This is a genomic window from Pseudomonas sp. FW305-28 (assembly GCF_017351395.1).
Classification (GTDB): domain Bacteria; phylum Pseudomonadota; class Gammaproteobacteria; order Pseudomonadales; family Pseudomonadaceae; genus Aquipseudomonas; species Aquipseudomonas fluorescens_AA.
In genome coordinates, this window is the sequence record NZ_JACNDD010000097.1 from 1 (window position 1) to 25,570 (window position 25,570).

Annotated in this window: 22 protein-coding genes; 8 read left to right on the forward strand and 14 right to left on the reverse strand. The window is 63.4% G+C overall.

Annotation, left to right across the window (positions count from 1 at the left end):
- The 4 genes from J4E53_RS20865 to pedF form a co-directional block, all read right to left on the reverse strand.
- Window positions 1-912, reverse strand: a 912-nt coding sequence (locus J4E53_RS20865) for a quinoprotein relay system zinc metallohydrolase 1 (RefSeq protein WP_207268180.1), incomplete at its 3' end; no start/stop codon positions are given.
- A gap of 16 nt (window positions 913-928) precedes the next feature.
- A complete protein-coding gene (locus J4E53_RS20870; RefSeq protein WP_103310773.1) occupies window positions 929-1,684 on the reverse strand; it encodes a quinoprotein dehydrogenase-associated SoxYZ-like carrier in 756 nt (251 codons plus the stop codon).
- A 10-nt stretch (window positions 1,685-1,694) separates the two neighbouring features.
- Window positions 1,695-2,570, reverse strand: a complete 876-nt coding sequence (locus J4E53_RS20875; RefSeq protein ID WP_103310775.1) for an ABC transporter substrate-binding protein — start codon at window positions 2,568-2,570, stop codon at window positions 1,695-1,697.
- Window positions 2,571-2,575: 5 nt separating this feature from the next.
- Window positions 2,576-3,037, reverse strand: coding sequence for a cytochrome c-550 PedF (gene pedF, locus J4E53_RS20880; RefSeq protein ID WP_060742596.1), 462 nt, complete (start codon window positions 3,035-3,037; stop codon window positions 2,576-2,578).
- A 253-nt stretch (window positions 3,038-3,290) separates the two neighbouring features.
- Here pedF and exaA point away from each other — a divergent pair, with 253 nt between their 5' ends.
- Together exaA and J4E53_RS20890 are read left to right on the forward strand one after the other, a co-directional pair.
- Window positions 3,291-5,156, forward strand: coding sequence for a quinoprotein ethanol dehydrogenase (gene exaA / locus J4E53_RS20885; RefSeq protein WP_103310776.1), 1,866 nt, complete (start codon window positions 3,291-3,293; stop codon window positions 5,154-5,156).
- 146 nt (window positions 5,157-5,302) lie between these two features.
- Window positions 5,303-5,947: a pentapeptide repeat-containing protein gene (locus J4E53_RS20890; RefSeq protein WP_103310778.1), complete on the forward strand. Its 645-nt coding sequence runs from the start codon at window positions 5,303-5,305 to the stop codon at window positions 5,945-5,947.
- Between the two features lie 193 nt (window positions 5,948-6,140).
- Here the strand turns inward: J4E53_RS20890 and J4E53_RS20895 are convergent, their stop codons facing one another.
- The gene (locus J4E53_RS20895; protein WP_060742599.1) at window positions 6,141-6,779 is read right to left on the reverse strand and encodes a response regulator transcription factor; all 639 of its coding nucleotides are present in this window, start codon (window positions 6,777-6,779) and stop codon (window positions 6,141-6,143) included.
- Window positions 6,779-8,032 carry a histidine kinase gene (locus J4E53_RS20900; RefSeq protein WP_103310779.1) on the reverse strand — a complete coding sequence of 418 codons (1,254 nt, stop codon included), beginning with the start codon at window positions 8,030-8,032 and terminating at the stop codon, window positions 6,779-6,781. The genes J4E53_RS20895 and J4E53_RS20900 overlap by 1 nt, the downstream gene beginning before the upstream one ends.
- A gap of 378 nt (window positions 8,033-8,410) precedes the next feature.
- On the opposite strand from J4E53_RS20900, the gene J4E53_RS20905 reads away from it, so the two are divergent.
- From J4E53_RS20905 to J4E53_RS20930, 6 genes are all read left to right on the forward strand, one after another.
- Window positions 8,411-9,577 (forward strand): ABC transporter substrate-binding protein, encoded by a 1,167-nt coding sequence (locus J4E53_RS20905; protein ID WP_103310521.1) that lies wholly within the window; start codon window positions 8,411-8,413, stop codon window positions 9,575-9,577.
- A gap of 27 nt (window positions 9,578-9,604) precedes the next feature.
- The gene (locus J4E53_RS20910) at window positions 9,605-10,594 is read left to right on the forward strand and encodes a YVTN family beta-propeller repeat protein (protein WP_060742603.1); all 990 of its coding nucleotides are present in this window, start codon (window positions 9,605-9,607) and stop codon (window positions 10,592-10,594) included.
- Window positions 10,591-11,322 carry an ABC transporter ATP-binding protein gene (locus J4E53_RS20915; protein ID WP_103310523.1) on the forward strand — a complete coding sequence of 244 codons (732 nt, stop codon included), beginning with the start codon at window positions 10,591-10,593 and terminating at the stop codon, window positions 11,320-11,322. Before J4E53_RS20910 ends, J4E53_RS20915 begins: the two co-directional genes overlap by 4 nt.
- Entirely contained in the window at window positions 11,319-12,110 is a 792-nt protein-coding gene (locus J4E53_RS20920; RefSeq protein ID WP_060742605.1) for an ABC transporter permease, read from the forward strand. The genes J4E53_RS20915 and J4E53_RS20920 overlap by 4 nt, the downstream gene beginning before the upstream one ends.
- Before the next feature lie 259 nt (window positions 12,111-12,369).
- On the forward strand, window positions 12,370-12,903 hold the full coding sequence (locus J4E53_RS20925; RefSeq protein WP_103310525.1) for a PQQ-dependent catabolism-associated CXXCW motif protein: 534 nt from the start codon (window positions 12,370-12,372) through the stop codon (window positions 12,901-12,903).
- 60 nt (window positions 12,904-12,963) lie between these two features.
- Window positions 12,964-13,629 (forward strand): response regulator transcription factor, encoded by a 666-nt coding sequence (locus J4E53_RS20930; RefSeq protein ID WP_060742607.1) that lies wholly within the window; start codon window positions 12,964-12,966, stop codon window positions 13,627-13,629.
- A gap of 165 nt (window positions 13,630-13,794) precedes the next feature.
- Here J4E53_RS20930 and nahK read toward each other — a convergent pair whose 3' ends face one another.
- From nahK to nosR, 8 genes are all read right to left on the reverse strand, one after another.
- Window positions 13,795-16,434 (reverse strand): hybrid sensor histidine kinase/response regulator NahK/ErcS', encoded by a 2,640-nt coding sequence (gene nahK, locus J4E53_RS20935; RefSeq protein ID WP_103310527.1) that lies wholly within the window; start codon window positions 16,432-16,434, stop codon window positions 13,795-13,797.
- Window positions 16,364-17,527, reverse strand: coding sequence for a nitric oxide-sensing protein NosP (gene nosP / locus J4E53_RS20940; RefSeq protein ID WP_060742609.1), 1,164 nt, complete (start codon window positions 17,525-17,527; stop codon window positions 16,364-16,366). Before nosP ends, nahK begins: the two co-directional genes overlap by 71 nt.
- Before the next feature lie 179 nt (window positions 17,528-17,706).
- On the reverse strand, window positions 17,707-18,234 hold the full coding sequence (locus J4E53_RS20945) for a nitrous oxide reductase accessory protein NosL (protein ID WP_103310529.1): 528 nt from the start codon (window positions 18,232-18,234) through the stop codon (window positions 17,707-17,709).
- 31 nt (window positions 18,235-18,265) lie between these two features.
- Window positions 18,266-19,096, reverse strand: coding sequence for an ABC transporter permease (locus J4E53_RS20950; protein WP_103310531.1), 831 nt, complete (start codon window positions 19,094-19,096; stop codon window positions 18,266-18,268).
- Entirely contained in the window at window positions 19,093-20,010 is a 918-nt protein-coding gene (locus J4E53_RS20955) for an ABC transporter ATP-binding protein (protein ID WP_060742612.1), read from the reverse strand. Before J4E53_RS20955 ends, J4E53_RS20950 begins: the two co-directional genes overlap by 4 nt.
- Window positions 20,007-21,317 (reverse strand): nitrous oxide reductase family maturation protein NosD, encoded by a 1,311-nt coding sequence (locus J4E53_RS20960; RefSeq protein ID WP_103310533.1) that lies wholly within the window; start codon window positions 21,315-21,317, stop codon window positions 20,007-20,009. Before J4E53_RS20960 ends, J4E53_RS20955 begins: the two co-directional genes overlap by 4 nt.
- A gap of 26 nt (window positions 21,318-21,343) precedes the next feature.
- Window positions 21,344-23,263: a TAT-dependent nitrous-oxide reductase gene (gene nosZ, locus J4E53_RS20965; protein WP_103310535.1), complete on the reverse strand. Its 1,920-nt coding sequence runs from the start codon at window positions 23,261-23,263 to the stop codon at window positions 21,344-21,346.
- A gap of 53 nt (window positions 23,264-23,316) precedes the next feature.
- Window positions 23,317-25,467: a transcriptional regulator NosR gene (gene nosR / locus J4E53_RS20970; RefSeq protein ID WP_103310537.1), complete on the reverse strand. Its 2,151-nt coding sequence runs from the start codon at window positions 25,465-25,467 to the stop codon at window positions 23,317-23,319.
- Window positions 25,468-25,570 lie beyond the last annotated feature (103 nt).

Below are 25,570 nucleotides of genomic sequence, written 5' to 3' on the forward strand. Positions count from 1 at the left end.
TTTCATCACCGCCCGCTCATAACGTGGGTAGAGATGGCTGACACTACGAATCAACTCATACCGACTCAGGCTGATCCCGGCGAAGCGCTCGGGGATGGGGCTGCGGATCATCTCGGCCATGTCGTCGCCCCGGGCCGCGCCGTCGCGCATCAGTTGGTCGAGCCAGCCCAGGTAATCGCGCATCTGCGCAAAGGGTCGGGCGTCAGTCGCCACTGGGCCATGGCCGGGCACGATCTGTTTCCAGGGCAAGGCCTGCAGGGTATCCAGGTCTCTGAGCCAGACCTCCAACCCTGGGCTGTTGGGAGTAGTCAGGGCCCGTTCGTAGAACACCAGGTCGCCGGCGAACAATACGCCGGTGGTTTCGTCGAGGATTGCCAGGTCGGCCCCGGTATGCCCGGCCAGTTGCAGCAATCGCAACCCGTGATTGCCCACCTTGAGCACACCGGGCGTCAACACTTGGCTGGGCAGCACCACCTCAGTGCCGCGCATCCAGTCGCCCACCAGCCGGTACATGTTTTCCGCCATGGCATCGCCCTGCTGCCGCAGCAAGTCCGTGGTCCCGGCCAAGGCACCGATGGGCACGTCGCTGAAAGCCTGGTTGCCCAATACGTGATCGGGGTGATGATGGGTCAGCAAGACCTGAACCACCGGTTTGTCAGTGGTCGCCGCGATAGCCTGGCGCAGCGCCTCGCCGTAGCGCTTCGACGGCCCGGTGTCGATCACCACCACGCCGGCATCAGTGACAATGAAGCCGGTATTGACGATGTTGCCACCGTTGGCCTTGGCAAAGTTCTCGGTGCTGCCTTCCAGCAGCCAGGTGCCTTCGGCGATCTGCCGGGGCTTGAGTGAATAATCGGTGGCGGACCATGCCGGCAGGCACAGGCCAAGACAGATCAGTAACAGCCAGCGCATGGCGCGTTCCTTCTGGTCAGGGAATGGCCGCCTCGAACGCGTTGCCGCTGTTGTCGCGCAGCACCAGGCGGGTTTGTCCCGGGCCTTGGATATCGAAGCCCAGGTTGGGGTTTTCGCTGACCGCCGGGAACAGCTCCAGGCGCGCCAGCAGCTTGCCGTCGGCGTCCAACAGTTGCGCCTGGTTGATGAAGAATTCCGGGATGCCGCTCACCAGGCCGTTGTCCATGGGGTGGGCAATTTGCAGACGCAAGCGACTCGACTCCCCTCGCGGATACCGCCCACCCAGCACCTCGCCCAGGTGCTCTTCCCAACCCGGCTGGGTGCGCACCACGCTGGGCGCGGTACAGCCACCACCCGCCGCGTCGATCAGGGTCGAACCGACGTGCCAGAGGCCATCGCGGGTCTGCACGGCGGCCCGCAACGGCGTGGCCTGTTCGATACGAATACGGATCGACAACCAGGGCAGCACCCGCTCCCCCGGGTGGAAGTCGACGATTTTCGGCAACGGGTTCAGCTCGGCCCAGGCCAGCACCCGTACGACGTCGCCGGCAAAGGCCCGGGCATCGATTTCCAGCGGCACCTGGCGCGCGTCTTCGGCAAAGGGCGGTGCCAGCAACCGTACCCGCTCGTCGAACACGAACGGCGCCTCCCCCAACAATTGCTTGTGATAAAAGGCCCACATCACCGACGGCACCGGATCCTTTCCTGGCTCGACCGCCATCGCCAGCCACGGCAGGCACCACAACAGCAGGCCATACGCTCGCCAGTTCATCCCTGCGCTCCTATTGGTACATCTCGGGCACTTCGTAACGCAGGCCGTAATGGGCGTAGACAGCCTTGACGCTGCCATCGCGGATCAAACCTTCCAGCGCCTCTTCCACCGCATAGGCCAACTGACGGTTGCTTTCATGCACCGCCATGCCGATTTCCCAGCGTTGCTTGCCCATGTTCGGATAGGCATTCTCCGCCAGTGCCAGTTGCGAATCGGCCGCTTCATGCACTTGCCAGTCGATTTCCCCGCGCATGGCCATGACGGCGTCGACCTCCCCGGCCTGCATGGCCCCGAAGGCTTTGGCGACGCTGGGGTAATGACGGGTCTTGGCGCTGAGCATGCCGTTGAATACCGAGGTCAGGTAGAACGACGGCACGCTGTCGACCTCCACCCCGATAGGGTGCTGCTGGAACACCGCGACGCTGCCCACCGAATCCAGCCGGCGACGGTCATACGCCACCTGCCAGCACTCCTGCTGATAAGGCCCGAACATCACCACCTGGGCGTTCTCCAGCTCACCGATGTCGTTGCGCTTTTGCACGTAGTCGTGATCGTACGGCACACGCATCATCAAGTCGGCCAACTGCCGGTCATGCAGCGGGCTGCTGCGCCAGATGTAATCACGCAGATCGTCATCGAGCTTCTCGCCGGGCGGCGCCCAGATCAGCTGCAGGCGTACACCCAGTGCCTTGGCCAAGGCCTGGGCCAGTTCGACGTCGACGCCCCTGGGCTGGCCCTGGTCTTCGAAGCTGTAGGGGGCGAAATCCTTGTAGACCGCCACCTTCAATTCCCCGGCGGCGATCATCTGATCGTAGCTGCGCACCTGGGCTTGAACCGCCTGGGCACCCAGCAACACGCAGCAGATTACCCAGGCGAACCAGCGCATGGCGATCACTCCTCGACATGCACGCTGTCAAGATAAGTGCGCACGGCCCATAAGGCTTCCTGGCTCAGGTAATCAGCCATTTTCGGCATGTAGACCCGACCGTCGCGCACCGCGCCATGGCGCACGCGCTCGACGAACCATTCGTCTCCGGCTTCGGCGGCGTCCAACATGCGCAGGTCCGGGGCGATCCCGCCGGACTTGGCTTCCAGGCCATGGCACGCGGCGCAGTTCTGGTTGTAGGCCGAGGCGCCGATTTCCACGGCTTTGTCACGCTCGGGAGAACTGCGGTATGGGTTCTGCGAAGCCCAGCCATCGCCGTCAAGCGGCAGGTTGGTGTCCTTGACCGGGGTCAAGCCCTTGGTTTCCACTGCCTGGGGCACTACGTTGCCGTGGGCCCACGCGGAGCCTGCGCCGATCAGCCCCATCAGCAATGCGCTAGCGATGATGGCGTTGCGTTTTGTTGTCATTGTTATGCCCTCTGGATTGCACGCAAGACCTCTGTGAAGAAGCCGTGCCGTCATCTTAGGAACGCTGGGGCGCCAGCCGAATGCTGCTTTGGTGGTCGCGGTCTAGTCCCTTGGTAGCAGGCCATCCGACGCAAGTCGCAAAGACAGGCGGTTCGGGAAGTCTTCCCGGCAAGGGCGGGATTTTTTCCGTATCGGCCAGGCACCGGCGCGACCCAACCTAGTCAGGCCAAAACCTTCACTGGGAACTGCCACCATGAGAATAAAAACGCTACCCGCCCTCTCCGCCCTGACTGTTGCCTTGCTGCTGGCCGGCAGTCTGTCGCTGAGCCCCTTGGCCAACGCCGCAGCGCCAGGGGTCAGTTGGGAAGACATTGCCAACGATCACCTGACCACCCAGGACGTGCTGCAGTACGGCATGGGCACCAACGCCCAACGCTGGAGCCCGCTGGCCCAGGTCAACGACAAGAACGTGTTCAAGCTCACCCCGGCCTGGTCCTACTCGTTCGGTGACGAGAAGCAGCGCGGCCAGGAATCCCAGGCCATCGTCAGCGACGGCGTGGTCTACGTCACCGGTTCCTACTCGCGGGTATTCGCCCTCGACGCCAGGACCGGCAAGCGCCTGTGGACCTACAACCACCGGCTGCCGGACAACATTCGCCCATGCTGCGATGTGGTCAACCGCGGCGCGGCGATCTATGGCGACAAGATCTACTTCGGCACCCTGGATGCGCGGGTGGTGGCCCTGGACAAGAACACCGGCAAGGTGGTGTGGAACAAGAAGTTCGGCGACCACGCCGGCGGCTACACCATGACCGGCGCCCCGGTGTTGATCAAGGACAAGACCAGCGGCAAGGTGCTGCTGATCCACGGCAGCTCCGGCGACGAGTTCGGCGTGGTCGGGCAGTTGTTCGCCCGCGACCCGGAAACCGGCGAAGAAGTCTGGATGCGCCCGTTCGTCGAAGGCCACATGGGCCGCCTCAACGGCAAGGACAGCACCCCGACCGGCGACGTCAAGGCGCCCTCCTGGCCCGACGACAAGACCACTGAAACCGGCAAGGTCGAAGCCTGGAGTCATGGCGGTGGCGCACCTTGGCAGAGCGCCAGTTTCGACGCCGAGACCAACACCATCATCGTCGGCGCGGGCAACCCCGGCCCGTGGAACACCTGGGCGCGCACGGCCAAGGACGGCAACCCCCACGACTACGACAGCCTCTACACCTCGGGCCAGGTCGGTGTCGACCCCAGCACGGGCGAGGTGAAGTGGTTCTACCAACACACGCCCAACGACGCCTGGGACTTCTCCGGCAACAACGAGCTGGTGCTGTTCGACTACAAGGACAAGGACGGCAAGGTGGTCAAGGCCACCGCCCACGCCGACCGCAACGGCTTCTTCTACGTGGTGGACCGCAACAACGGCAAGCTGCAGAACGCCTTCCCCTTCGTCGACAACATCACCTGGGCCAGCCACATCGACCTGAAGACCGGCCGCCCGGTGGAAAATCCCGGCCAGCGTCCGGCCAAGCCACTGCCCGGCGAAACCAAGGGCAAGCCAGTGGAAGTCTCGCCTCCGTTCCTCGGCGGCAAGAACTGGAACCCCATGGCCTACAGCCAGGACACCGGCCTGTTCTACGTCCCCGGCAACCAGTGGAAAGAGGAATACTGGACCGAAGAAGTGAACTACAAGAAAGGCTCCGCCTACCTGGGCATGGGCTTTCGTATCAAGCGCATGTATGACGATCACGTCGGCAGCCTGCGGGCGATGAACCCCACCACCGGCAAGGTGGTGTGGGAGCACAAGGAAGCGCTGCCGCTATGGGCCGGCGTGCTGGCGACCAAGGGCAACCTGGTGTTCACCGGCACTGGCGACGGATTCTTCAAGGCCTTTGATGCGAAAACCGGTAAGGAGCTGTGGAAGTTCCAGACCGGCAGCGGCATTGTCTCCCCGCCCATCACCTGGGAACAGGACGGCGAGCAGTACATCGGCGTGACCGTCGGCTACGGCGGCGCCGTACCGTTGTGGGGCGGTGACATGGCCGAACTGACCAAGCCCGTGGCCCAGGGTGGGTCGTTCTGGGTGTTCAAGATTCCGAGTTGGGACAAGGCGACGGCGCAGAAGTAGCCCGATCCCACCTGGGTCCTGACACACACCACAACCCCTGTGGGAGCGAGCTTGCTCGCGATGGCGGTCGTTCAGCCGGCATTCATGTTGACTGATATTGCGCTATCGCGAGCCAGCTCGCCCCCACAATTGCCCGAGTTCATGTCATGAGATGCTTGTCATTGCTGCTTCTGTTCGTTGGCGCCTTTGCCAACGCCGACGACCTCGACACCCCGCTCACCCTCAACGGCTGCGTCATCGCCGAAGCCAGCCAATGCCCCGGCGCCAACCTGCGTGGCGCAAAACTGGCGAACCAGGACCTGCGCAAGATGAACCTCAGCGGTGCCGACCTGCGTGACGCCGACCTGCGGCACGCGCGACTGGATCTGGCCAACCTCGAGAAAGCCCAGTTGCAGGGCGCCAACCTGACCCGCGCCAGCCTGCAACAAAGCAACCTGCGCCTGGCGGACTTCAGCGGCGCCACGCTCAAAGCGATCCAGGGCTGGGGGCTGTTCGCCCAGGGCGCGCAATTCCAACGTGCCGACCTGACCGCCGCCTACCTTCAGTTCGCCCGCTTGTCCGGCGCGCGACTGCAGGGTGCCAACCTGCAGGCCGCTGACCTGGAGATGGCCTGGCTGAGCAAGGCCGACCTCAAGGGCGCCGACCTGCACGACGCCAACCTGCAGGAAGCCAAGCTCGGCGAAAGCAACCTGGAACAGGCCAACCTGAGCGGTTCTCGCCAGCACTATGGAAATTTCCAGGATGCGAATATGGAAGGCTGCACCGGCTGCCCGACGTCCTGGGATGAGTAAGGATTGCCACAAACCCCTGTGGCGAGGGAGCTTGCTCCCGCTGGGCTCTGTAGGCGCTGGCGAAGCCTGCGATCTTTTGATCTTTCGCTTGGGACTCAAGTGGCTAGGGAAAGATCGCAGCCTCGCTCCGCTCGACAGCTCCTACCGCACGCCCCAGCGGGAGCAAGCTCCCTCGCCACAATGAACCTGGGACTCACCCCGCCACCCGCACCACCCCCATATCAATCCCCAAGTGCACCAACTCGGCATGGGAGCTGACCTGCAACTTGCTCTTGAGCAACGTCAGGTGGTTGGACACAGTCTTGGCACTGATGCACAACTGTTCGGCGATGGTGCGGGCGGGAGTGCCCTTGGCGAGCATGACGAAGATCTCCAACTCCCGCTGGGTCATGCATTGCAGGCGTGGGTCGACATCCTGCCGGGAGCTGGCGCAGGCCAGTTGCGTGGCCAGGGACTGTTCGATGTAGGCATGGCCGGCCAGCACTCGGCGTACCGCTTCCACCAACACCTGGGGCGCCGAATTCTTGGTCAGATAGCCCGCGGCGCCGGCGTCCAATGCCTGGCGCACCAGTGGCAATTCGTCGTGCATGCTGAAGAACAACACCCGCAATTGCGGCAGGCGCTGGCGCAGCCGGCGGGTGGTTTCCAGACCACTGATACCGGGCAGGCCAAAGTCCATGATCACCAGGTGCGGCACCTGCTCCTGTACTTGGCTCAGCGCCTCTTCACCAGTGGCCGCTTCGCGGACCTGCAGGTCCGGCATCAGCGCCCGTAGCAGGCTGGCGTAGCCCTGCCGAACCACCGCATGGTCATCCACCAACAAAATGTTCATCACGCCTCCAGGGCAATATTCAAGGCCAGCGCCCAACCGGCGCCAGGCTGGCTGATGATGCGCAACTCCCCGCCCAGGCTGCGGGCCCGTTCGGACATCGAGTGCAAGCCCACACCGGCGCGCAGTGGTTGCGTCGCACCGCGGCCGTTGTCGCGCACCAGCAAGCGCAGGCGCCCGGCGCGATGTTGCAGGCGAATCCTTACCTGCGTGGCACCGGCATGCCGGGCAACGTTGGTGAGTGCTTCCTGCAACAGGCGATACAGGTGGGTCTTGTCCGATCCGGACATGGGTGGCAAGGCTTCGTCGATCCGCAGCTGACAGGCGATGCCCTGGCTGGCCTGCCATTGCCCGGCCAACAGTCCGATGGCCTCGCACAATGGCAGGTGCTGCAACACCACCGGGTACAAGTCATGCACCAGCGCCCGGAAACCCTGTTGCAAATGCTCGCAATGGTCTTCGAGCTGGCTGACGGTCTGCTCCAGCGCCGACGGCTGATCCATCACCAGGCGCAACAGGCAGGCGCGGGCACGAATGCCGGCCACGTATTGGCCCAGGTCGTCGTGCAGGGTCTGGGCCAGCCGGGTGCGCTCCTGCTCCTGCACGGCCAGCAAGGCCTGGGTGAGCCGGGCGTTATCGGCCTGGGCCGCGGCCAGGGCGGCGGTCATGCGATTGAAATGCCCTGCCAGTTGCTGCGCTTCCGGCACACCTTCAGTGCCCAGGCGCACCTGCAGGTTCCCGGCAGACACCTGACGCAGAGCCTGCAGCAGTTCATCGAGCAAACGCATGCCCCGGCGTACCGCCCAGCGGATCACCAACAGGCTGAGCGACAGCGCCAAGGCGCAGACGTACAACAGTTGCACCAACGAATCGAGAATCTCGTCGATCTCGTCCCGCGGATCGACGGCAATCCAGGCCCGCCGATCGTCAGGCAACTCCACCACCTGGGCCGCGGGGCCGTCGTCCAGTAGCTGCCGGCCGAGCCAGGCTTTCATCCCGTCCTCATCCGCGGGGAAGCGTTCCCCAGGGGCCAGCCAACGGACCCGCACATGACGCAGGCTGCCGGTCAACCGCGGCTGGAGACTGGCCGGGTCGCGCTCGGCGGTTTCCCGCAGGTAATGCACCACCGATTCGGCCGATTGCAATTCTCGCTTCACATCGGCCATAGCCTGGTGCAACAGCAGGACGGCACAGGCCAGGGTGACCAGGGCGAAGAAGGCTGACACCCAGAGGTTGATGCGCCAGAGGGCAGACATGGCTAGTGTTCCACCCCTGGATTGATACCCCCACCCTGCGGGAGCGAGCTTGCTCGCGATGACGGCGGCACAGCCAGTACCGAGGCCGACTGAACCACCGCTATCGCGAGCAAGCTCGCTCCCACAGGAGGGGTTGGAGAGTGCCAGGCTTTGGGACGATCCACCCCGATCAAGCTCAGGATCAGCAGCAACGTCAGCAGCAGGGTCTTGAGAATCCGCATGGTCTGTCCCTTCCTGGGCAATGACGATTGCCTTGCATCCTAAAACCCCGGCTTCCAAGGCGAGTTACTACCTTGGTACTGCCCCGGTGGTACTTTCTGCATATTTCCCCAGGGCCATAGCCTTCCTATGCTGGCGCTACCCGCAATGGAGGACGTCATGCGCCGGCTCGTCAGTTACGCCCTGGTTTTTCTGCTGGCAGCGGCGACCGCTCACGCGGGCGATGCCACACCGCTGCAAGTGCGCATCGGCTACCTGGGCTATCGCCCCGACCCCGGCCCGCTGTTATCCAATGTCATTGCCGAGCCTGCCGATGCCGGGCAGCGCGGCGCTGAATTGGCGATCATCGACAGCAACAGCACCGGGCGCTTCCTCAAGCACGACTATCGCCTGGACAGTGCCAACGTCGACAACCCCGAAGCCCTGCTCCAGGCTGCCCGCGCCCAACACGACCAAGGACTGCGGCTGTTCGTGGTCAATGCACCGGCCGCCAGCCTGCGCGATCTCAGCGCCGCCCTGCCCGACAGCCTGCTGTTCAACGCCGGCAGCCCCGACGACAGCCTGCGCACCACCGACTGCCTGGGCAACGTGCTGCACAGCCTGCCCGACCGCGCCATGCTCGCCGATGCCCTGGTGCAGTTCAGCGTGGTGCGCAAATGGCAGCGGGCCCTGCTGATCGTCGGCCAGACGCCCGAGGACCAGGCCTATGCCGCCGCATTGCGCCGGGCCATGAAACGCTTCGGCATGAAGATCGTCGCCGAGAAGGCCTGGCAGTTCGACAATGACCAGCGCCGCAGCGCCCAGGCCGACATGCCACTGTTCACCCAGACCGCCGAATACGACGTGGTGCTGGTGGCCGACGAGCGCGGCGACTTCGGCGAATACCTGCCCTACCAGACCTGGTACCCACGGCCGGTGGCCGGCACCCAAGGGCTGACACCCACCGGCTGGCACAAGACCGTGGAAACCTACGGCGCGGCGCAGTTGCAAAAACGCTTCGAAGCCCTGGCCGGACGCTGGATGAACGACCGCGACTTCGCCGCCTGGATCGCCGTGCGCAGCATCGCCAGCGCGGTGAGCAAACTGCGTCAGACCGACCCGTTCGCCATCCGCCAACTGGCCCTCAGCGACCAATTGCCCCTGGACGGCTTCAAGGGCCGCAAGCTCAGCTACCGGCCGTGGAATGGCCAACTACGCCAACCGATTCCCCTGGTCCAGCCCCGTGCCCTGGTCAGCACCTCGCCCCAGGACGGTTTTCTGCACCCCTCCAATGAGATGGACAGCCTGGGCTATGACCGGCCCGAAGTGAGCTGCCGTTACCCCTGATCGATAACAACAATAAGGAAAACCGCCATGCGCCGCCCGCTGTTCAAACCGGCCCTGCTCTGCCAAGTCCTTGCCCTGGGTGCTGTTCTGCTGGCTGCCGGTCCTGCCGCTGCCAGCATCGCCTGGGTCTCCAACGAAAAAGACAACAGCCTGAGCCTGATCGACATGCAGAGCCTGGAAGTCATCGAAACCTTACCCGTGGGCCAGCGCCCCCGGGGGCTGCTGCTGTCCCATGACAATCGCTTGCTCTACATCTGCGCCAGCGACTCGGACCGGGTCCAGGTGATGGACGTCGCCACCCGCAAGATCATCAAGGAGCTACCCTCCGGCAAGGACCCGGAGCAGTTCGCCCTGCACCCCAACGACCGCTGGCTGTATGTCTCCAACGAAGACGATGCCCTGGTCACGGTGATCGACACCCAGACCTCCGAAGTGCTGGCCCAGATCGGCGTGGGGGTCGAGCCCGAAGGCATGGCCGTCAGCCCCGACGGCAAGTGGGCGGTCAACACCAGTGAAACCACGAACATGCTGCACTGGATCGACACCAGCACCCAGACCCTGGCCGACAACACCCTGGTGGACCAACGGCCACGTTTCGTCGAGTTCAATCGCGACGGAACGCAGCTCTGGGCCTCGGCGGAGATCGGCGGCACGTTGACCGTGCTCGACGTCGCCACGCGCCAGGTGCTCAAGACCCTGACGTTCCAGATCAAGGGCGTGCATCCGGACAAGGTGCAGCCGGTGGGCATCAAGCTCAGCGCCGACGGCAAGCTGGCGTTCGTCGCCCTGGGCCCGGCCAACCATGTGGCGGTGATCGACGCCAAGACCTTCGAAGTGCTGGATTACCTGCTCGTGGGCCGGCGCGTCTGGCAACTGGCGTTCACCCCGGACCAGAAGCAACTGCTGGCGACTAACGGCGTCAGCGGCGATGTCTCGGTGATCGATGTAGCGAGCCGCAAAGTCCTGAAGTCGGTGAAAGTCGGGCGCTACCCTTGGGGCGTGGTGGTCACGCCATGAACGCCCTGGAAGTCAGCGACCTGAGCTTTGCCTATGGCCCACGCGAAGCCCTCAAGCAGATGAATTTCAGCCTGTCCGCCGGCCGTTTCGCCGCGCTGCTGGGGCCCAACGGCGCCGGCAAGTCGACGCTGATCGCCCTGCTCACGCGCCTGTACGACCTGCAACGGGGTGATATCCGCGTCGGCGGCCACTCCTTGCACAAGTCGCCACAACCGGCCTTGCGCCAGTTGGGCGTGGTGTTCCAACAAAGCACCCTGGACCTGGACCTGAGCATCGAACAGAACCTGCGCTATCACCTGGCGCTGCATGGTTTTTCGCGGCGCCAAGGCAGTGCCCGCATCGATGCCGAACTGACCCGCCAGCACCTGACCGAGCGCCGCCACGAGCGGGTGCGCGACCTCAATGGCGGCCATCGACGCCGGGTGGAAATCGCCCGCGCCCTGCTCCATGAACCGCGCCTGTTATTGCTGGACGAACCCAGCGTCGGTCTCGATCCGGCCAGCCGCCTTGCCCTCGGCCTGCACGTTCGGCAACTGTGCAGCGAACAGGGCATCAGCGTGCTATGGACCACTCACCTGCTGGACGAAGTGCAACCCAGCGACGACCTGTTGATCGTGCACCAGGGCCGGCTGGTCGCCAGCGGCCAGGCCGACGCGGTGAGCCTGGAACACGGTGGCACCCTCGGCTCGGCCTTCAGCCATTTGACCGCCTCGGGAGTCCGGCCATGAACGCCTACTGGCACTGTTTCAGCGGCATCGTGGTGCGCGAATGGCTGCGCTTCGTGCTGCAACGCACCCGGCTGCTCAGCGCCCTGGTCCGGCCACTGCTGTGGCTGCTGGTGTTCGCCGCCGGCTTTCGCGCGGCACTGGGCATCGCCATCATCGCGCCCTATGACACCTACATTCCCTACGAGGTGTACATCGTGCCGGGGTTGGCCTGCATGATCCTGTTGTTCAACGGCATGCAGGGCTCGCTGTCGATGGTCTACGACCGGGAAATGGGCAGCATGCGCGTCCTGCTCACCAGCCCCCTGCCCCGGGCTTTCCTGCTGGCGAGCAAGTTGCTGGCGACCTCGCTGATCTCGCTGTTACAGGTCTATGCGTTTCTCGCCATCGCCTGGCTGTACGGCATCCAGCCACCGACCATGGGCCTGCTGCTGGCCTTGCCAGCCTTGCTACTGGTGGCCCTGATGCTCAGCGCCCTGGGCTTGTTGCTGTCCAACGCCATCCGGCAACTGGAGAACTTTGCCGGGGTGATGAATTTTGTGATCTTCCCGATGTTCTTCCTGTCCTCGGCGCTGTACCCACTGTGGAAAATGCAGGAAGCCAGCCCCTGGCTGTACTGGCTCTGCGCAGTGAGCCCGTTCACCCATGGCGTGGAATTGGTGCGCTTTGCGCTGTATGAGCAGTTCAACCTCCTGGCGATGGCGGTGTGCGTGGGGTTGACCCTGGTGTTCGCGCTGCTGGCGGTGTGGACGTTCAATCCGCAGCATGCGGCGTTGCGCAAGGCCAATTGATCCTGCCGATAACGATCCTCTTGGAAGAAAGCTTTTGTGGGAGCTGAGCTTGCTCGCGATGACGGTGGATCAGCTTGCAACGATGCTGATTGTGCCGCAGCCATCGCGAGCAAGCTCGGCTCCCACAGGGTTAACTGTCGTCCTCATCCTTGCAGGCATCCAAAATTACTACTTTAGTACCGGTTTTCCTGTCTATGGTCGCATTCACAAGACCTCGACCCTGGCATGTAATGGGCGCATAACAAAAAGGATAAATCCTATGCCCCGTTTGCTGGCGATCCTCTTGCTGGGCCTGGCGCTGAATGTCGCCCAGGCCGAGACCGCGCTGTTTTCCGCGCAGGGCTACCGCATCGCCCAATACCGCAGCCCGACGCCCGTCACCGTCGACGGCGCCCAGACCCTCGACACCCAGGCCCTGCAACGCCTGCTCGGCCAAGCCTCGCCCCCGCTGCTGATTGACGTGTACCGCCGGCCCTGGGTCCAGGGGCAGTTCATCGACAACGAACCCCATGCCAACCTTCCAGGCAGCCTGTGGCTGGCCAATACCGGCGACGGTGACCTCACGCCGGCCTGGCAAGACTATTTCACCTATCACTTGCGCAAGGCCACCGCCGGGCAGACGGATCGACCACTGGTCTTTTATTGCCGCGCCGATTGCTGGTTGAGCTGGAACGCGGTAAAACGCGCCGCTGCCATGGGCTATAAGCAAGTGTACTGGTATCGCGATGGCCTCGATGCCTGGGAGGCGGCCAACCTGCCCCTGCAAGCGGCTCGCCCCGAACCCTTTCCCTGATTTTGCAAAGAAATGCGTGCAACTGCCCTGCCCCACACGACAATAACGAGGTGAATGGCCATGTATAAAATCCTGATAGCCGACGATCACCCACTGTTTCGCGAAGCCATCCACAACGTCATCAGCGACGGTTTTCCTGGCAGCGAGGTCATGGAAACCGCCGACCTGGACAGTGCCCTGGCATTGACCGCCGAGCACGACGACCTGGACCTGATCCTGCTGGACCTGAACATGCCCGGCATGCACGGGCTCAATGGCCTGATCAACCTGCGCAACGAGGCCCCGACCATTCCCGTGGTCATCGTCTCCGCCGAGCAGGACAAGCAAGTGGTGTTGCAGGCCATCACCTATGGCGCGGTGGGTTTCATCACCAAATCCTCGCCACGCTCGCAGATGACCGATGCCATCGAGCAGATCCTCAACGGCAACGTGTACCTGCCGCCGGACATCATCCGCACGCAAAAGAGCCCGGTGGGCCGACGCTTGAACGAAAACCCGGCCTTCCCGCCGGAACTGCTCCAGGCCTTGACCCGCAAGCAACTGCTGGTGCTCGAACGCATGACCAAGGGCGAGTCGAACAAGCAGATCGCCTACACCCTGGATATCGCCGAAACCACGGTCAAGGCCCACGTCTCGGCGATCCTGCGCAAGCTCAATGTGCACAACCGGGTGCAGGCGATCCTCAGTGCCGGGGATATTGATTTCGGGGCTTATTTGCGGCGTTGATCATCAGGGCACGACAATCCTGTGGCGAGGGAGCTTGCTCCCGCTGGGCTGCACAGCAGCCCCGATCAGGCTGACTCAATGAGCCTGACACACTGAGGTGCCGGGCTTTTGGGGCTGCTTCGCAGCCCAGCGGGAGCAAGGTCCCTCGCCACAACAGTGTTTGGCTCAAGATCGGGGGGGATTCAGCAGATGACTCATCGCAGTCTTGAGCTTCATCGGCCGCACCGGCTTGTGCATCAGGGTGTGCCCGCGCTCGCGGATCTGCTGCTTGAGTTCGTTGCTGTAGTTGGCGGTGATCATCATGGCCGGGATCGGTGAAGCCCGGCGGGCGTTGATCCGGGCCACGGCATCGACGCCGTTCTGATCGTGGTCCAGGTGATAGTCGGCGATCAGCAGGTCCGCCTCGGCGTGGTAGTTGTCCACCTGGCGGGCCAGGTCCTGTTCCGACAGCGCGGTCACCACCCGACACCCCCAGCCTTCCAGCAAGGTGCGCATGCCGGCGCAAATCGCCGCGTCGTTATCCAGCACCCAGACCCGTGCCCCGCGCAGTCGTTCGAGCATTGGCTCGCTCATGTCCAGGCACGGCAACGGCTTGGGCGCGGTGGCGCTCAGCGGCACGTCGATGGCGAACATCGAGCCCTTGCCCGGCCAGGAGCGCACCTGGATCCGGTGGCCGAGGATCCCGGCGATTTTCTCGACAATCGCCAGGCCCAGGCCCAACCCACGGTCCTGGTTCGGGCGCTGCACGTCGCCGCGCTTGAACTCCTGGAATATTTCCTCCAGGCGGTTCTCGGCGATGCCGATGCCGCTGTCCCAGACCTGGATCGACACGCGCTGGCGATGTCGGCGACAGCCCAGCACCACTCGCCCGCTGGGGGTGTAGCGAATGGCATTGCTCAGCAGGTTACGCAGGATCCGCGCGAGCAGTTGCATGTCGCTGCGCACCAGCACCGAACAGCCGACAAAGTGCAGTTCCAACCCTTCGCTGCGGGCGATCTGGGCGTATTCGGCGGCCAGGTTGTCCAGCAACTCACTGAGGCCGAACGGCGCGACATCGGCCTTGATCACCCCGGCGTCCAGCTTGGAGATGTCCACCAGGGTGCCCAACAGGTTCTCCACGTCCTCCAGCGAATTGCTGACGTTGCGCACCAGTTGCGCGTTGGCGACCGGCTCGCGGCGCTCAAGCAAGGCACTGGTGAACAACCGGGCAGCGTTGAGCGGTTGCAGCAGGTCATGGCTGACCGCCGCGAGGAATTTGGTCTTGGACAGGTTGGCCTGCTCGGCCTCGCGCTTGGCCTCCCGCAGGCGCAATTCCACCCGGCTGCGCTCGTCGATTTCGCGCAGCAACTGGTCATTGAGCGTGGTCAGTTCGGCGGTGCGTTCCTGGACCCGCTGTTCCAGGTTCTGGTAAGCCTGGTGCAAGGCTTCGGCGGTGCGACGGCGTTCAGTGATGTCGCGGATCAGCACGAAAATCCCGACCACTTCGCCGTTGGCCAAACGGTTCGGCACGTAGGAGCGCAGCATGTAGCGCTCCTGGTTGTTGATGTTGGTCTCGGCGAATTCGAACGTCACGCTCTCACCCGCCAACGCCCGGGCCACGTAGGCTTCCAGGCGTTGGTAATGTTGCTCGCTATGGGCTTCGCGCAGGCTCTGGCCGAGCATCACACCACGGGGCCAGCAATACCATTGCTCGTAGACCTTATTGGTGAACTCGTAGACCAGGTCGGCGTTGAGGTAAGCGATCAGCGCCGGCACATGGTCGGTGATCAGGCGGATCCAGCGCTCGCTTTCGCTCAACGCCTCGGCGTGCTGGTAGCGCTCGGTGATGTCGGTGAAGGTGTTGACGTAGCCACCAGTGGGCAACGGATGCGTGCGAATCTCCAGCACCCGGCCATCGGACAGGCGCTGCTCGCATTCGTGGATCAGCCGGCCGTTGCTGTCGCGACTGGCCGGGGTCAGCAGTTGCAACTCACTGTCGGCAATCACTTCGTTGAACGGCCGGTGGGCCGCCACCGGCGCCAGGCCGCTGAGTTCGAGGAAGCGCCGGTTCCACAGCTCCAGCACGCCTTGGGCATTGACCATCGCCACGCCCTGGGACAGGTTGTCCACCGCCCGCTGCAACAGATGGGATTTCTGCGCGATGGCCTGCTCGCGGCGCACGGTTTCGCTGAGCTTGACGTCGGTGATGTCGGTAAACAGGATCACCCGCCCGCCTTCCTGGGTCGGCCGCTCGCTGACTTGCAGCCAACGCCCGTTCTGCAAACGATACAACACGTGCTCGTCGGCCTGGCCCCGGGGTTCTTCGCTGAACAGGCCGTTGGCGGTCATCAGGCGCTTGACCTCGGACAGACGCATGCCGGCGATGATCCGTACCCGGCTGTTGGCCCAGAAGGCCTTGAAGCGGCTGTTGAACAGGACGATGCGTTGCTGCTCGTCGAACAGCACAAACGCGTCGGAGATGCTTTCGATGGCATCGATCAGGTGTCGATGGGCGGTTTCCGCCCGCAGCCGCGCCTCGCCCAGTAAGTGATTACCGGCCTTGAGTTCGGCCATGGCCTGGTTCAGGGCATCGGTGCGCTCACGTACCTGCTCGGCCAGCACCACCGAGTGTTGGAATGCCGCATAGGGGTCGTTGCCCCGGGTGACGCCGGACTCCACCCGCTCGATCAGCGCCTCGTTGATGCGCCGCAACTTGCGGTTTTCGTGCTGCAGGCTGGCGAGCTGAGCCTGTAGGTCAGCGATGGCCGGGGACGCGATGTCGGGCAATGGCAACTCCGGTGAACGTCTGGTTGATGTGCATGCCATTGAACTGTTCTCCATAGGTGTTGAACCCCATCACCCGTTGTTCCCGCAGGAACTGGCCGATCTGCTCCAGGCCGCCCCGATCTTCCAACTCCAGGCGCCGGAGGAAGCAATCGCAGCCGATGGTCAGCAACAAGTCGCCAAGGCGCGCCTGCAAACCGTCGAACAGCGTTTGCAGGTTGTGCAGCAAGGGACCGGGGGTCATCGCGGTGAGGACAATGCCGTTCTCCACCGCACAGTAGAAACTCAGGCTCAAGTCCGGGTGCACCTGCTGGATCGCCCGCACGTAGTACTGGTCATTGATGCGCACGGCCAAGGGATGGGCGGCGAACACCCGGTAGTCGAGCGCGCTCACCGGTACCCCGATGTGCCGGGCATACTCCTCGGCGGCGGGTTCGGCGTTGAGCTCATAGACCCGTCGCGAGGCGCTGTCCGCACCGGTCACTACCAGTTTCTCCTGGCGGGGCAGGATGTGATGGGTGGTGAAGACTTCGAATTCCAGCCAGGTGTTGATCAGCACCACCACGGCCGCGCCACTGTGGAATTGGCCTTCGAAGTAGACGTGGGTGTGGGTCAGGTAATTGTCATCGCCGGCCGAACCGCCGAAATGCGGGATGTCCCCCAGGGCGGCGCTCAAGGCCGCCAGCACCATTTCCTCGCGGCTGGACAAGCCATCGAGCAGGGTCAAGGCGAAACTATGGCCCTTGATCGGCGCCAAGGCGTTGCTGCGACAACCGCTGGCCAGGCGCTCGACCATTTGCTGGGCGTCGATCAGGCTGAAGTGCTCCATTTCCCCGATCAGCTCGGCGGCAATGGAAAAGTGTCGGTGATCGAAACCCACCGCCGTCACACAGTTGCGGCCGTAGCCCTGGGGGGTGATTTCCCCAGCGCTGGTGCAGCCCACCAGGCGAATCCCGCCGAAACTCTGGGACAGCGCCTGGCCCAGGGCCGGCAAGTCGTATTCGGCGGAACAGAAAAACAGCACGAACCCCAGGTGCGGGTGCAACAACTGCCGCGCCAGCGCCTGGGCCACCTGCTGGACATCGCTCGCCTGGGACATGGCGCTCACCACACCTTCGCTCTGGGCCTGCTGCATCGTCGCCTCCGGCGGGTGCGTGATAGGAGCCCTGAGTGTACGAAGCCGCGCCGAGTCGACGAATGCTACTTGGGTAGTGGGTGGACGCTTCCATGGGATGAGGTTGATGCGCAATGTGGCGAGGGAGCAAGCTCCCTCGCCACAAAGGCGGTTCGGCATACAAGCAACATTGTCCGATATCAGTGACTCATCGACGACATCGCGCTCGCCTGCCCCAGCAGTTTCTGGTCGATGTCTTCCAGGCGCAGCACCCGACCGCCGCTATCGCTGGCGAGTTTGTGTGCCGCCTGGGGATCGGAGAACGAGGCCAGCACCACGCCCATGGCGCCTTTGAGCCCACTGCCGATGACGAAGTAGGCGGTGCGGGCGTCGATCAGGTGAGCGTCATCCGGCGTATCCCAATGGCTGCGGCCCATGTCATGGACATACAGCTTGACGTCGGCCCGATGGTTTTCCGGTTGCAGCCACCAGCCCAGCATCTCCGCCGGCGAGCAGAACTTCTTCACGCCCCCTGCCCCGACTGCCGCGCCCTTGGGCCCGGGAAAGTCAGTGATGACCATGCCGCACACATGGCACTCGTCACTGGGATGGAACGCCAGCACCGCCTCGCTGGCCGCAGGTGGCTCGGCCTTGTCGCAAGCTGCCAGCGCCAGGCATACCAGTAACCCGGCCAAGAGACGGCCCGCCTTGAAGGACACCCTGTTCATCGTTGCATGCTCCCTTGTTCAAGTTTAGAAATCATGGGCACCGGCGATTGAACAACCGGTAGGCCAACCACAGCGGGACCGCCATCCACAGGCCCAGGCACAACCAGAGCCATGGCCCCGACACCGGCAGGTCGCTGCCCAGGGTCAGCACCGCGGCGCCGCTGGACGTCGCATCGAACCCGGACAGGTTGATCAGCCGATAGACGTCGGTAGGGTTGAACAACAGCAGCCATGGCAGCAGCTCCGGGCTGAACCGCCCCTCGCTCAGCACCAGCAGCGCCAGCAACGCCAGGTCGAACACCAGCACGAAGAAAAACCACACCCCCAGCGCCAATCCGGCGGCGGTGGATTTCTCTGCCGACAGGCTGCTCAGCACATAGGCCAGCCCGAGGAAAACCCAGCCCAGCAATGTGCTGGACAACATGAACCGACCGAAGGCCCAGAGCAGCAGGCTCAACTGGACGTCGTCCACCAACAGGGCGATGGCCAGCATGGCGCAGCCAAAACCGATGAAGGTGGCCAGGGCCAGGATCAGGCCATGGCCGACAAACTTGCCCAGCAGCAATTGACCGCGCCCCAACGGGTAGGTCAGCAACAGCAGCAAGGTGCCGTTCTCGTCCTCACCGACAATCGCGTCGTAGGCCAGCAGCAAGGCAATCAGCGGCATCAGGAACGTCGCCAGGCTGGACAGGCTCGCCACCGTGGCGGGCACCGAGGTAAACCCCAGTTGACCGGACGCCGCCGCGCCGAGCCAGGCGATACCGATCGCCAGCACCGCGAATAGCAGGCTGATCGCCAACAACCAGCGATTGCGCAGGCCATCGCTGAATTCCTTGCGGGCCATGTTCCAGACCGGGTTCATAGGCTGGCCTCCTCGGCTGCGGCACGGAGCATGTAATGCCGGTACAAATCCTCCAGCGACGGCGGCTTGATCTCGACATCCGACGGGTCATCCTGGGCCAGTAACTGACGTAGCAGTTTAAGTTTGCTGCCGTCCGGCGCGGACACTTGCACCCCTTCGGCGCCCCACCCTTGGGTGGCGTGCCCTTCACTGCGCCAATGCTGGCGAAGCCAGTCGGCCCGCGACAGGCCCGAGGCACGGATCAGCGTCGGCAACCCGGCGTCCTCCCGCAGCCGGGCCAGGCTGCCCAAGGCCAACAGACGCCCCTGGGTGAGAATCGCGGCGCGGTTGATGTGAGCTTCCACGCCAGGCAAGACGTGGGAGCAGAGGATGATGCTGGTGCCCTGCCAACGCAGGCGGTCGAGCAGTTGATAGAGGTCCTGGGTGGCGATGGGGTCCAGGCCCACGGTCGGTTCGTCCAGCAATAACAGGCGCGGTTGGCCGAGCAGCGCCTGGGCCAGACCGAGACGCTGGCGCATGCCCTTGGAATACGTTTTCACGCGCCGTGTCGCGGCACCCGCCAGCCCGACCTCTTCCAGCAAACGCGCCACTTGCTCCGGGGCAGCACCTTTGAGCCGGGCAAAATGGCGCAAGGTTTCCAACCCGCTCAATTGCGGGTAAAACATGACGTTCTCGGGCAGGTAACCGAGCATCTGCCGCACGCTCGGGTCGCTGGGCGCGCGACCGAAGACACGAACCTCGCCCTCGCTGGCCCGCAGCAAACCGAGGATCAACTTCATGGTGGTGGTCTTGCCCGCGCCGTTGTGCCCGAACAGCCCGAGCACCTCGCCCTGGGCCAGGTTCAAGTCCAGCCCGCGCAGCACGGCGACATCACCATAGCGCTGGCTGACCCCTTCGATCTCGACGACGTTCAAGACGCGTCCTCCTCGGCACTGTTGCGTGGCGGGGGCTGGACAGGGGTTTCCATCAGCGGATGACTGTCCATCACCCCGGGGGATTTCATCACCGGGAAAGCCCGCTGTACCCAGCGCAGCAGTTCGATTCCCGGACTGTTCATCAACAGCCGCACCTGGGGATACAGCCACAGCAGGCGATCCACGTTGTCGTTGGGTTCATAGGCCACATCGCCCAGGCCGTCGCCGTTGCGATCCCAACCCAGGTAGTCGCTCCAGTAATTGCCGCGCCCGTCCGCCGACCACTCCTGCAACCGCGTGGCCACGTATTTGACCTGGCGCTGGTTGTGGACGAAGGCATTGCCGGCGATGCGGTTGTCCTCGGAGCCGGCCGTCAGATGGATGCCCACGGCGCTGCGCTCGAAATGATTGCCTTCGATGCGGTTGAACAACGAGTTGTAAATGAACAGGGCCTTGCCCTCGGCGCCGGTGATCATGGTGTCGCCGGTGGACCCGTCGCGCACGTCGCTGACGAAGTTGTCACGCAGGGTGGAATAGGTGATGTAGTTCATCAGGATCCCGTAGTTCTGGTCCTGTTCGGAGCGATTGCCGATGACCGTCAGCTGGCGGCTTTGCATCAAGGCATAACCGGTGCGGGTACGCCGGGTGACGTTGTCCAGCAGGCGGTTATCGTTGGCGAACATGTAATGCACGCCGTAGCGCAAATCTTCCAGGACATTGCCCTGGAGCAGGTTGCCGCTGGAGGTATCGATGTAAATGCCATCGCGGGTTTCGCGCACCTGATTGCCGATGACCCGGGCACCGTGCACGGCATAGAGATGGATGCCGTTGCCCCGGTCCTGGGAGCGCAGGCTGGGGTCGCCCTGGATGCGGTTGTCGATCAGGCTGACGTCCCGCGTGCCATCGACCCAGATACCGAAGCCTTGGCCCTGCATCCGGCTCCCGCGCACCACGGCGCCTTTTGCCCCAGGCTGGATGAACACGGCGGCATTCATGGCCGTGAGGTCGTGGCCCCAGTCCAGGAAGGTACAGCCCTGGACCTGGACGTTCGGGGCGCGAATGATCAACCCATTGCCCTCGCCCTGCCCCTGGAATATCGCATCCGGCGCACAGGTAAGGGTCATGGGTTGGTCGATGCTGAACGAGCCCCGGTACTGGCCCGCAGGCAGGCGCCATTGCTGGTCGCCTTCGGCCTGCAGAGGCAAATCGGTGATCGGCTGCGGCGCGCCGAACGCGCCGCCCGGTAACAGGCAAAGCAGCAGCGCAATGACCGGTTGGCGGGCGTGTTGCGGCTTTTTCCCGGTCATTGCACCTGCCTCCTTGTTGAGCCGAATCAGGCCTTTTCAACCAACATGCGCCCGACCATTTCCATGTGCAGGGCGTGGCAGAACCAACTGCAGTAGTACCAGTGCAAGCCAGCCTTATCGGCGGTGAAGGTGATGGATGAGGTCTGTTGCGGGCTGATCTCCATGCTCACACCGTGGTTGGTCATGACAAAGCCATGGCTGACGTCCTCGATCTGGTCGATGTTGGTGATCGTCACCGTCACCTCGTTACCCTGCTTGACGGTGAATTCCGTCAGGCCATAGGCCGGCGCCATCGAGGTCATGTACACCCGGACCTTGTTGCCGTCGCGGATGACCTTGTTGTCGGTTTCCAGGTTGATGCCGTCTTTCTTCGCCAACTCCACGGTGCCGGCAAAGAACGGATCGTTGCGGTTCCAGATTTTCTGGGTCTTGATCTGGTCGCGCCGCGCAAGAATGCAGTCATGGGGTTCGGCGAAGGCCGGGCCGTCGTGCACCAGCTTCATTTCTTCACCGGAAATGTCGATCAACTGATCGTTCTCCGGGTGCAATGGCCCGGTGGGCAGGAAGCGATCCTTGGAGAACTTGCACAACACCACCAGCCACTTGCCGTCCGCCTCGCTGGTTTCGGTGAGGGACGCGTGGTTGTGGCCGGGCTGGTACTGAACGTCGAGTTTCTGCTTGATGTAATTGACCTTCTCGCCCTTGTAGGCGCGAATGGCCTCGTCCATGCTCCACTTCACCACCTGGCTGTCGATGAACAAGGTGGTGTAGGCGTTGCCGCGCCCGTCGAAGGTGGTGTGCAACGGCCCCAGTCCCAGTTCCGGTTCGGCGACGATCACTTCGCGCGGGTCCTTGAAACGGTCGGCGAACAAATCGTCCAGGCGGTCGATGGCGATCATCGAGACCGTGGGCGACAGCTTGCCATTGGCGATGAAGTATTTGCCGTCCGACGAGGTATTGAGCCCGTGGGGGTTCTTCGGCACGGGAATGTAGCGGGTAAACTCGGAGTCCTTGCCATCGGTCTTGCGGCCATCGACCACCGGCACCTTGGAGCCGTCCAGGTGGATGAACTTGCCTGCCTTGATCGCCGCCTCGATCCGCGGGATGTTGAACACCACCACCCAGTCGCGCTCGTTGCGCATCATGCCGCCCAGGTCATAGGCCTTCTCCGAGTTGTAGCAGGTACTGGCGGCGTACTTGCCGGTGTAGTCGGCGTCGGAGTTATCCAGGTTGCCGTCGACGATCACCTGGAAGGCCATTTCCATCTTCTCGGCATCGATGGCGTTGAACATCGTGAAGCTGTTTTTGTCTTGCAGGTCGAAGGTATGGCCGTCATTGGGGTGCGGGATCACGAACTCCGCGTTGGCGAACACATACTTGGTGTAGGGCACCTTCTGCAGGCGCAAGCCGTGGATGGCTTGCACGTTGGGCACGGTGAGGATCTTGTCGCACTTCATGATGTCCAGGCGAATGCGCGCGACCCGGGAGTTGGCCTTGTCGTTGATGAACAGGTATTTGCCGTCGTATTTGCCGTCGGTCATGGAGATGTGCGGGTGGTGGCAGTCGCCATTCTGGTACTTGGCGCTGTCACCGAGGATGCGCTTGCTCTCGTTGGTCAGGCCCCAACCGGTGGCCGAATCGACGTTGAACACCGGGATGCGCATCAGCTCGCGCATCGATGGCACGCCCAGCACCCGCACCTCGCCCTGATGGCCGCCACTCCAGAAACCGTAATACTCATCGAGTTCACCGGGGCCGACGTGGATCTTGGACTTGGCTTCCTTGGCCGCCGCAGCCCAGGACTCACGGGTGAACGTTCCGGCCCCCAGCGCCGTCGCGCCGGCCAGCACCGCCCCCGTTACCGCTCCGGTGCCGAGAAAACTGCGCCGGCTGACACCCCGGGGTTCTTCTACCGCGTCAGGGGTTTGGTCTTTTTTTTCGCTCATGCTGTGTGCTCCATGAAGAATGAAACGGTCAAGGGACAGGCCATTGGGGTGCCTCAAGGCGCCGGGTTCACCTGCACCACGGGAATCAGTTGCGCATCGGTCACGGTCGCCCTGCCGCGTTTCTTGCGCTTGTTGATCAGCGGCGGGCATTTGTTTTCGTTGTGCCAGGTCATCTGGCAGTCGAGGCAGTAATGGCATTCGTTGGCATTGATCCGGCCATCGGGATGAATCGCCTGGATCTCGCATTCCTTGGCGCACAGTTGGCAGGGGTTGCCACACTCCTTGCGGCGTTTGAGCCAGTCGAACAGCCGCAACCGGGTCGGCATCGCCAGGGCCGCGCCCAGCGGGCAGACGTAGCGGCAATAGACTTTGCGGGTAAACAGGTTGATCAGCAGCAGGCCCACTGCGTAGACCACGAACCACCACTGGCGGTCGAACTTGAGGGTGATGGCGGTCTTGAACGGCTCCACTTCGGCCAGTCGCTCGGCGGTGGCCATCGACTCCAGCGAGACGCCAAATAGCACCAGCAAAATGATGTATTTGATCGCCCACAGTCGCTCGTGAACGGCGAACGGCAGCTCGTATTGGGGCACCTTGAGCTTGCGCGCCAGTTCGTTGATCAACTCCTGCAACGCGCCGAACGGACACAGCCAGCCGCAGAACACCCCACGTCCCCACAACAGGATGCTGCTGGCGGTGAACACCCAGAGAATGAAGATCAGCGGATCGGTGAGGAACAGCTCCCAGCGAAAGCCTTCGAACAGTGCGTGGACGAAGGTCAGTACATTGACCACCGACAACTGCGCCAGCCCATAGCCCCCCAGGAACACCACGGTGAACAGCAGGTAACCGCGGCGAACCCAGTGCAGCAGCTTGGGCCGCCGGGCCAGTGAGTCCTGGAAAAACAGGATGGCCGTCAGCACCAGCAAGGCTGTGCCAAGCACGCTGATTTCGACACCTTTCTGGTACCAGAGCGTCAGCCACATCGGCCGGCTGGCCTCCTCGGCGGCTGCCAGTTGCTCGGCGGTGGGCAATGGCCGTTCCAGGTACGGTTCGGGCAATTGATAGGCCAACTCGAAGCTGCTGAAGGTACCGCTGACCGGGCCGGTCTGGCGGCGCACCAGCAGCTCCAGGTTCCAGGGCGAGCCGGGGTCGAAACGGTGGGAGGCGCGGATGATGAAAATCGCCATTTCATCAAAGTCCGGCATGTCGTCGAGGGCCACATCATCGAGGCGCTGGAAATCCAGGTCGCGAAAGCTGATGGTGTCGCCCGATTGGCGCAGCTGCACCCGGTCGAAAATACCGCCACGCACGTATCCCGAGCCCTTGAAGGAATAACGCCCGCTGCCCATCACTGCGATGGCCTGTTCGCCCGGCTTGAGCTCGGCCATCAGCGTGCGGTATTGCGCCTCGCCCAGCAGGTTGCGGCCAATGGTGGGAGGGTTGAGGTGGGTGGTGTAGAGGTCGATGAAGGTGTCGTTGACTTGGTCGCCGCTGGCGGTTTCGACCTGCTCGGCTTCAGTGCCCTTGAAGGACGCATCGACCTGGCCGCGGGTGAGGTGCAGGCGACGAATAGCGCCGTTGCCGGTCAGGGTCTTCCAGTCGGCGGGCTCGTAGATATCCGCGCGCACGCGCGCCGGCGCCACAGCCAAGCCTGCGTCACTCTTGACCAGGCCCAGGGACACCGCGACATCGTGGGCGGCGCGCATGATCACTTCGTTGACCACCATCGCCGTCACGGTCGCGCCGGCGATCGCATCGACAGTCACCGCATTCGGGTCGCTGGAATGGCCCACCACCACCCGCTGGTTGACCTTGATGCCGCTGTAGCGCGCACTGAACGCGTGGAGTTTTTCTTCGGCGATGCCGATCAGCAGAATCGGTTCGTGGTGTTCCAGCACATAGGCGTCGAGGATCACGCCAGCGGGATCGAGAATGACCTGGACATTGATCGGCTTGCCGGAATAAGCGGGAATGTCCACCACATCCAGGCTCTGGAACACATAGCCCACGACCTTGCCGGCGGCGGACAGTTTGCGAACCTTGAATGAGCCTTCGGGCTCGGAGATCGAGTCGGTCTGGTTCAGGACGTGGTGGATACGCTGTTGCGGGATGTCACCGTAGTCCTTGGCCTGGACGATTCCGGCGAACATCAGCAGGAGAACGAACAGCCCGGGGAGCCAGGAGCGGGATGGGTGCAACATCGCAGAGGAACGGGTCATGAGCGCCAGGGCTTGAAGACAGGATCTTGGCGGTCATTGTGGGGGCTGTCCCTGGCTTGGCCCCTTGATTGAAATCAACTTGGAA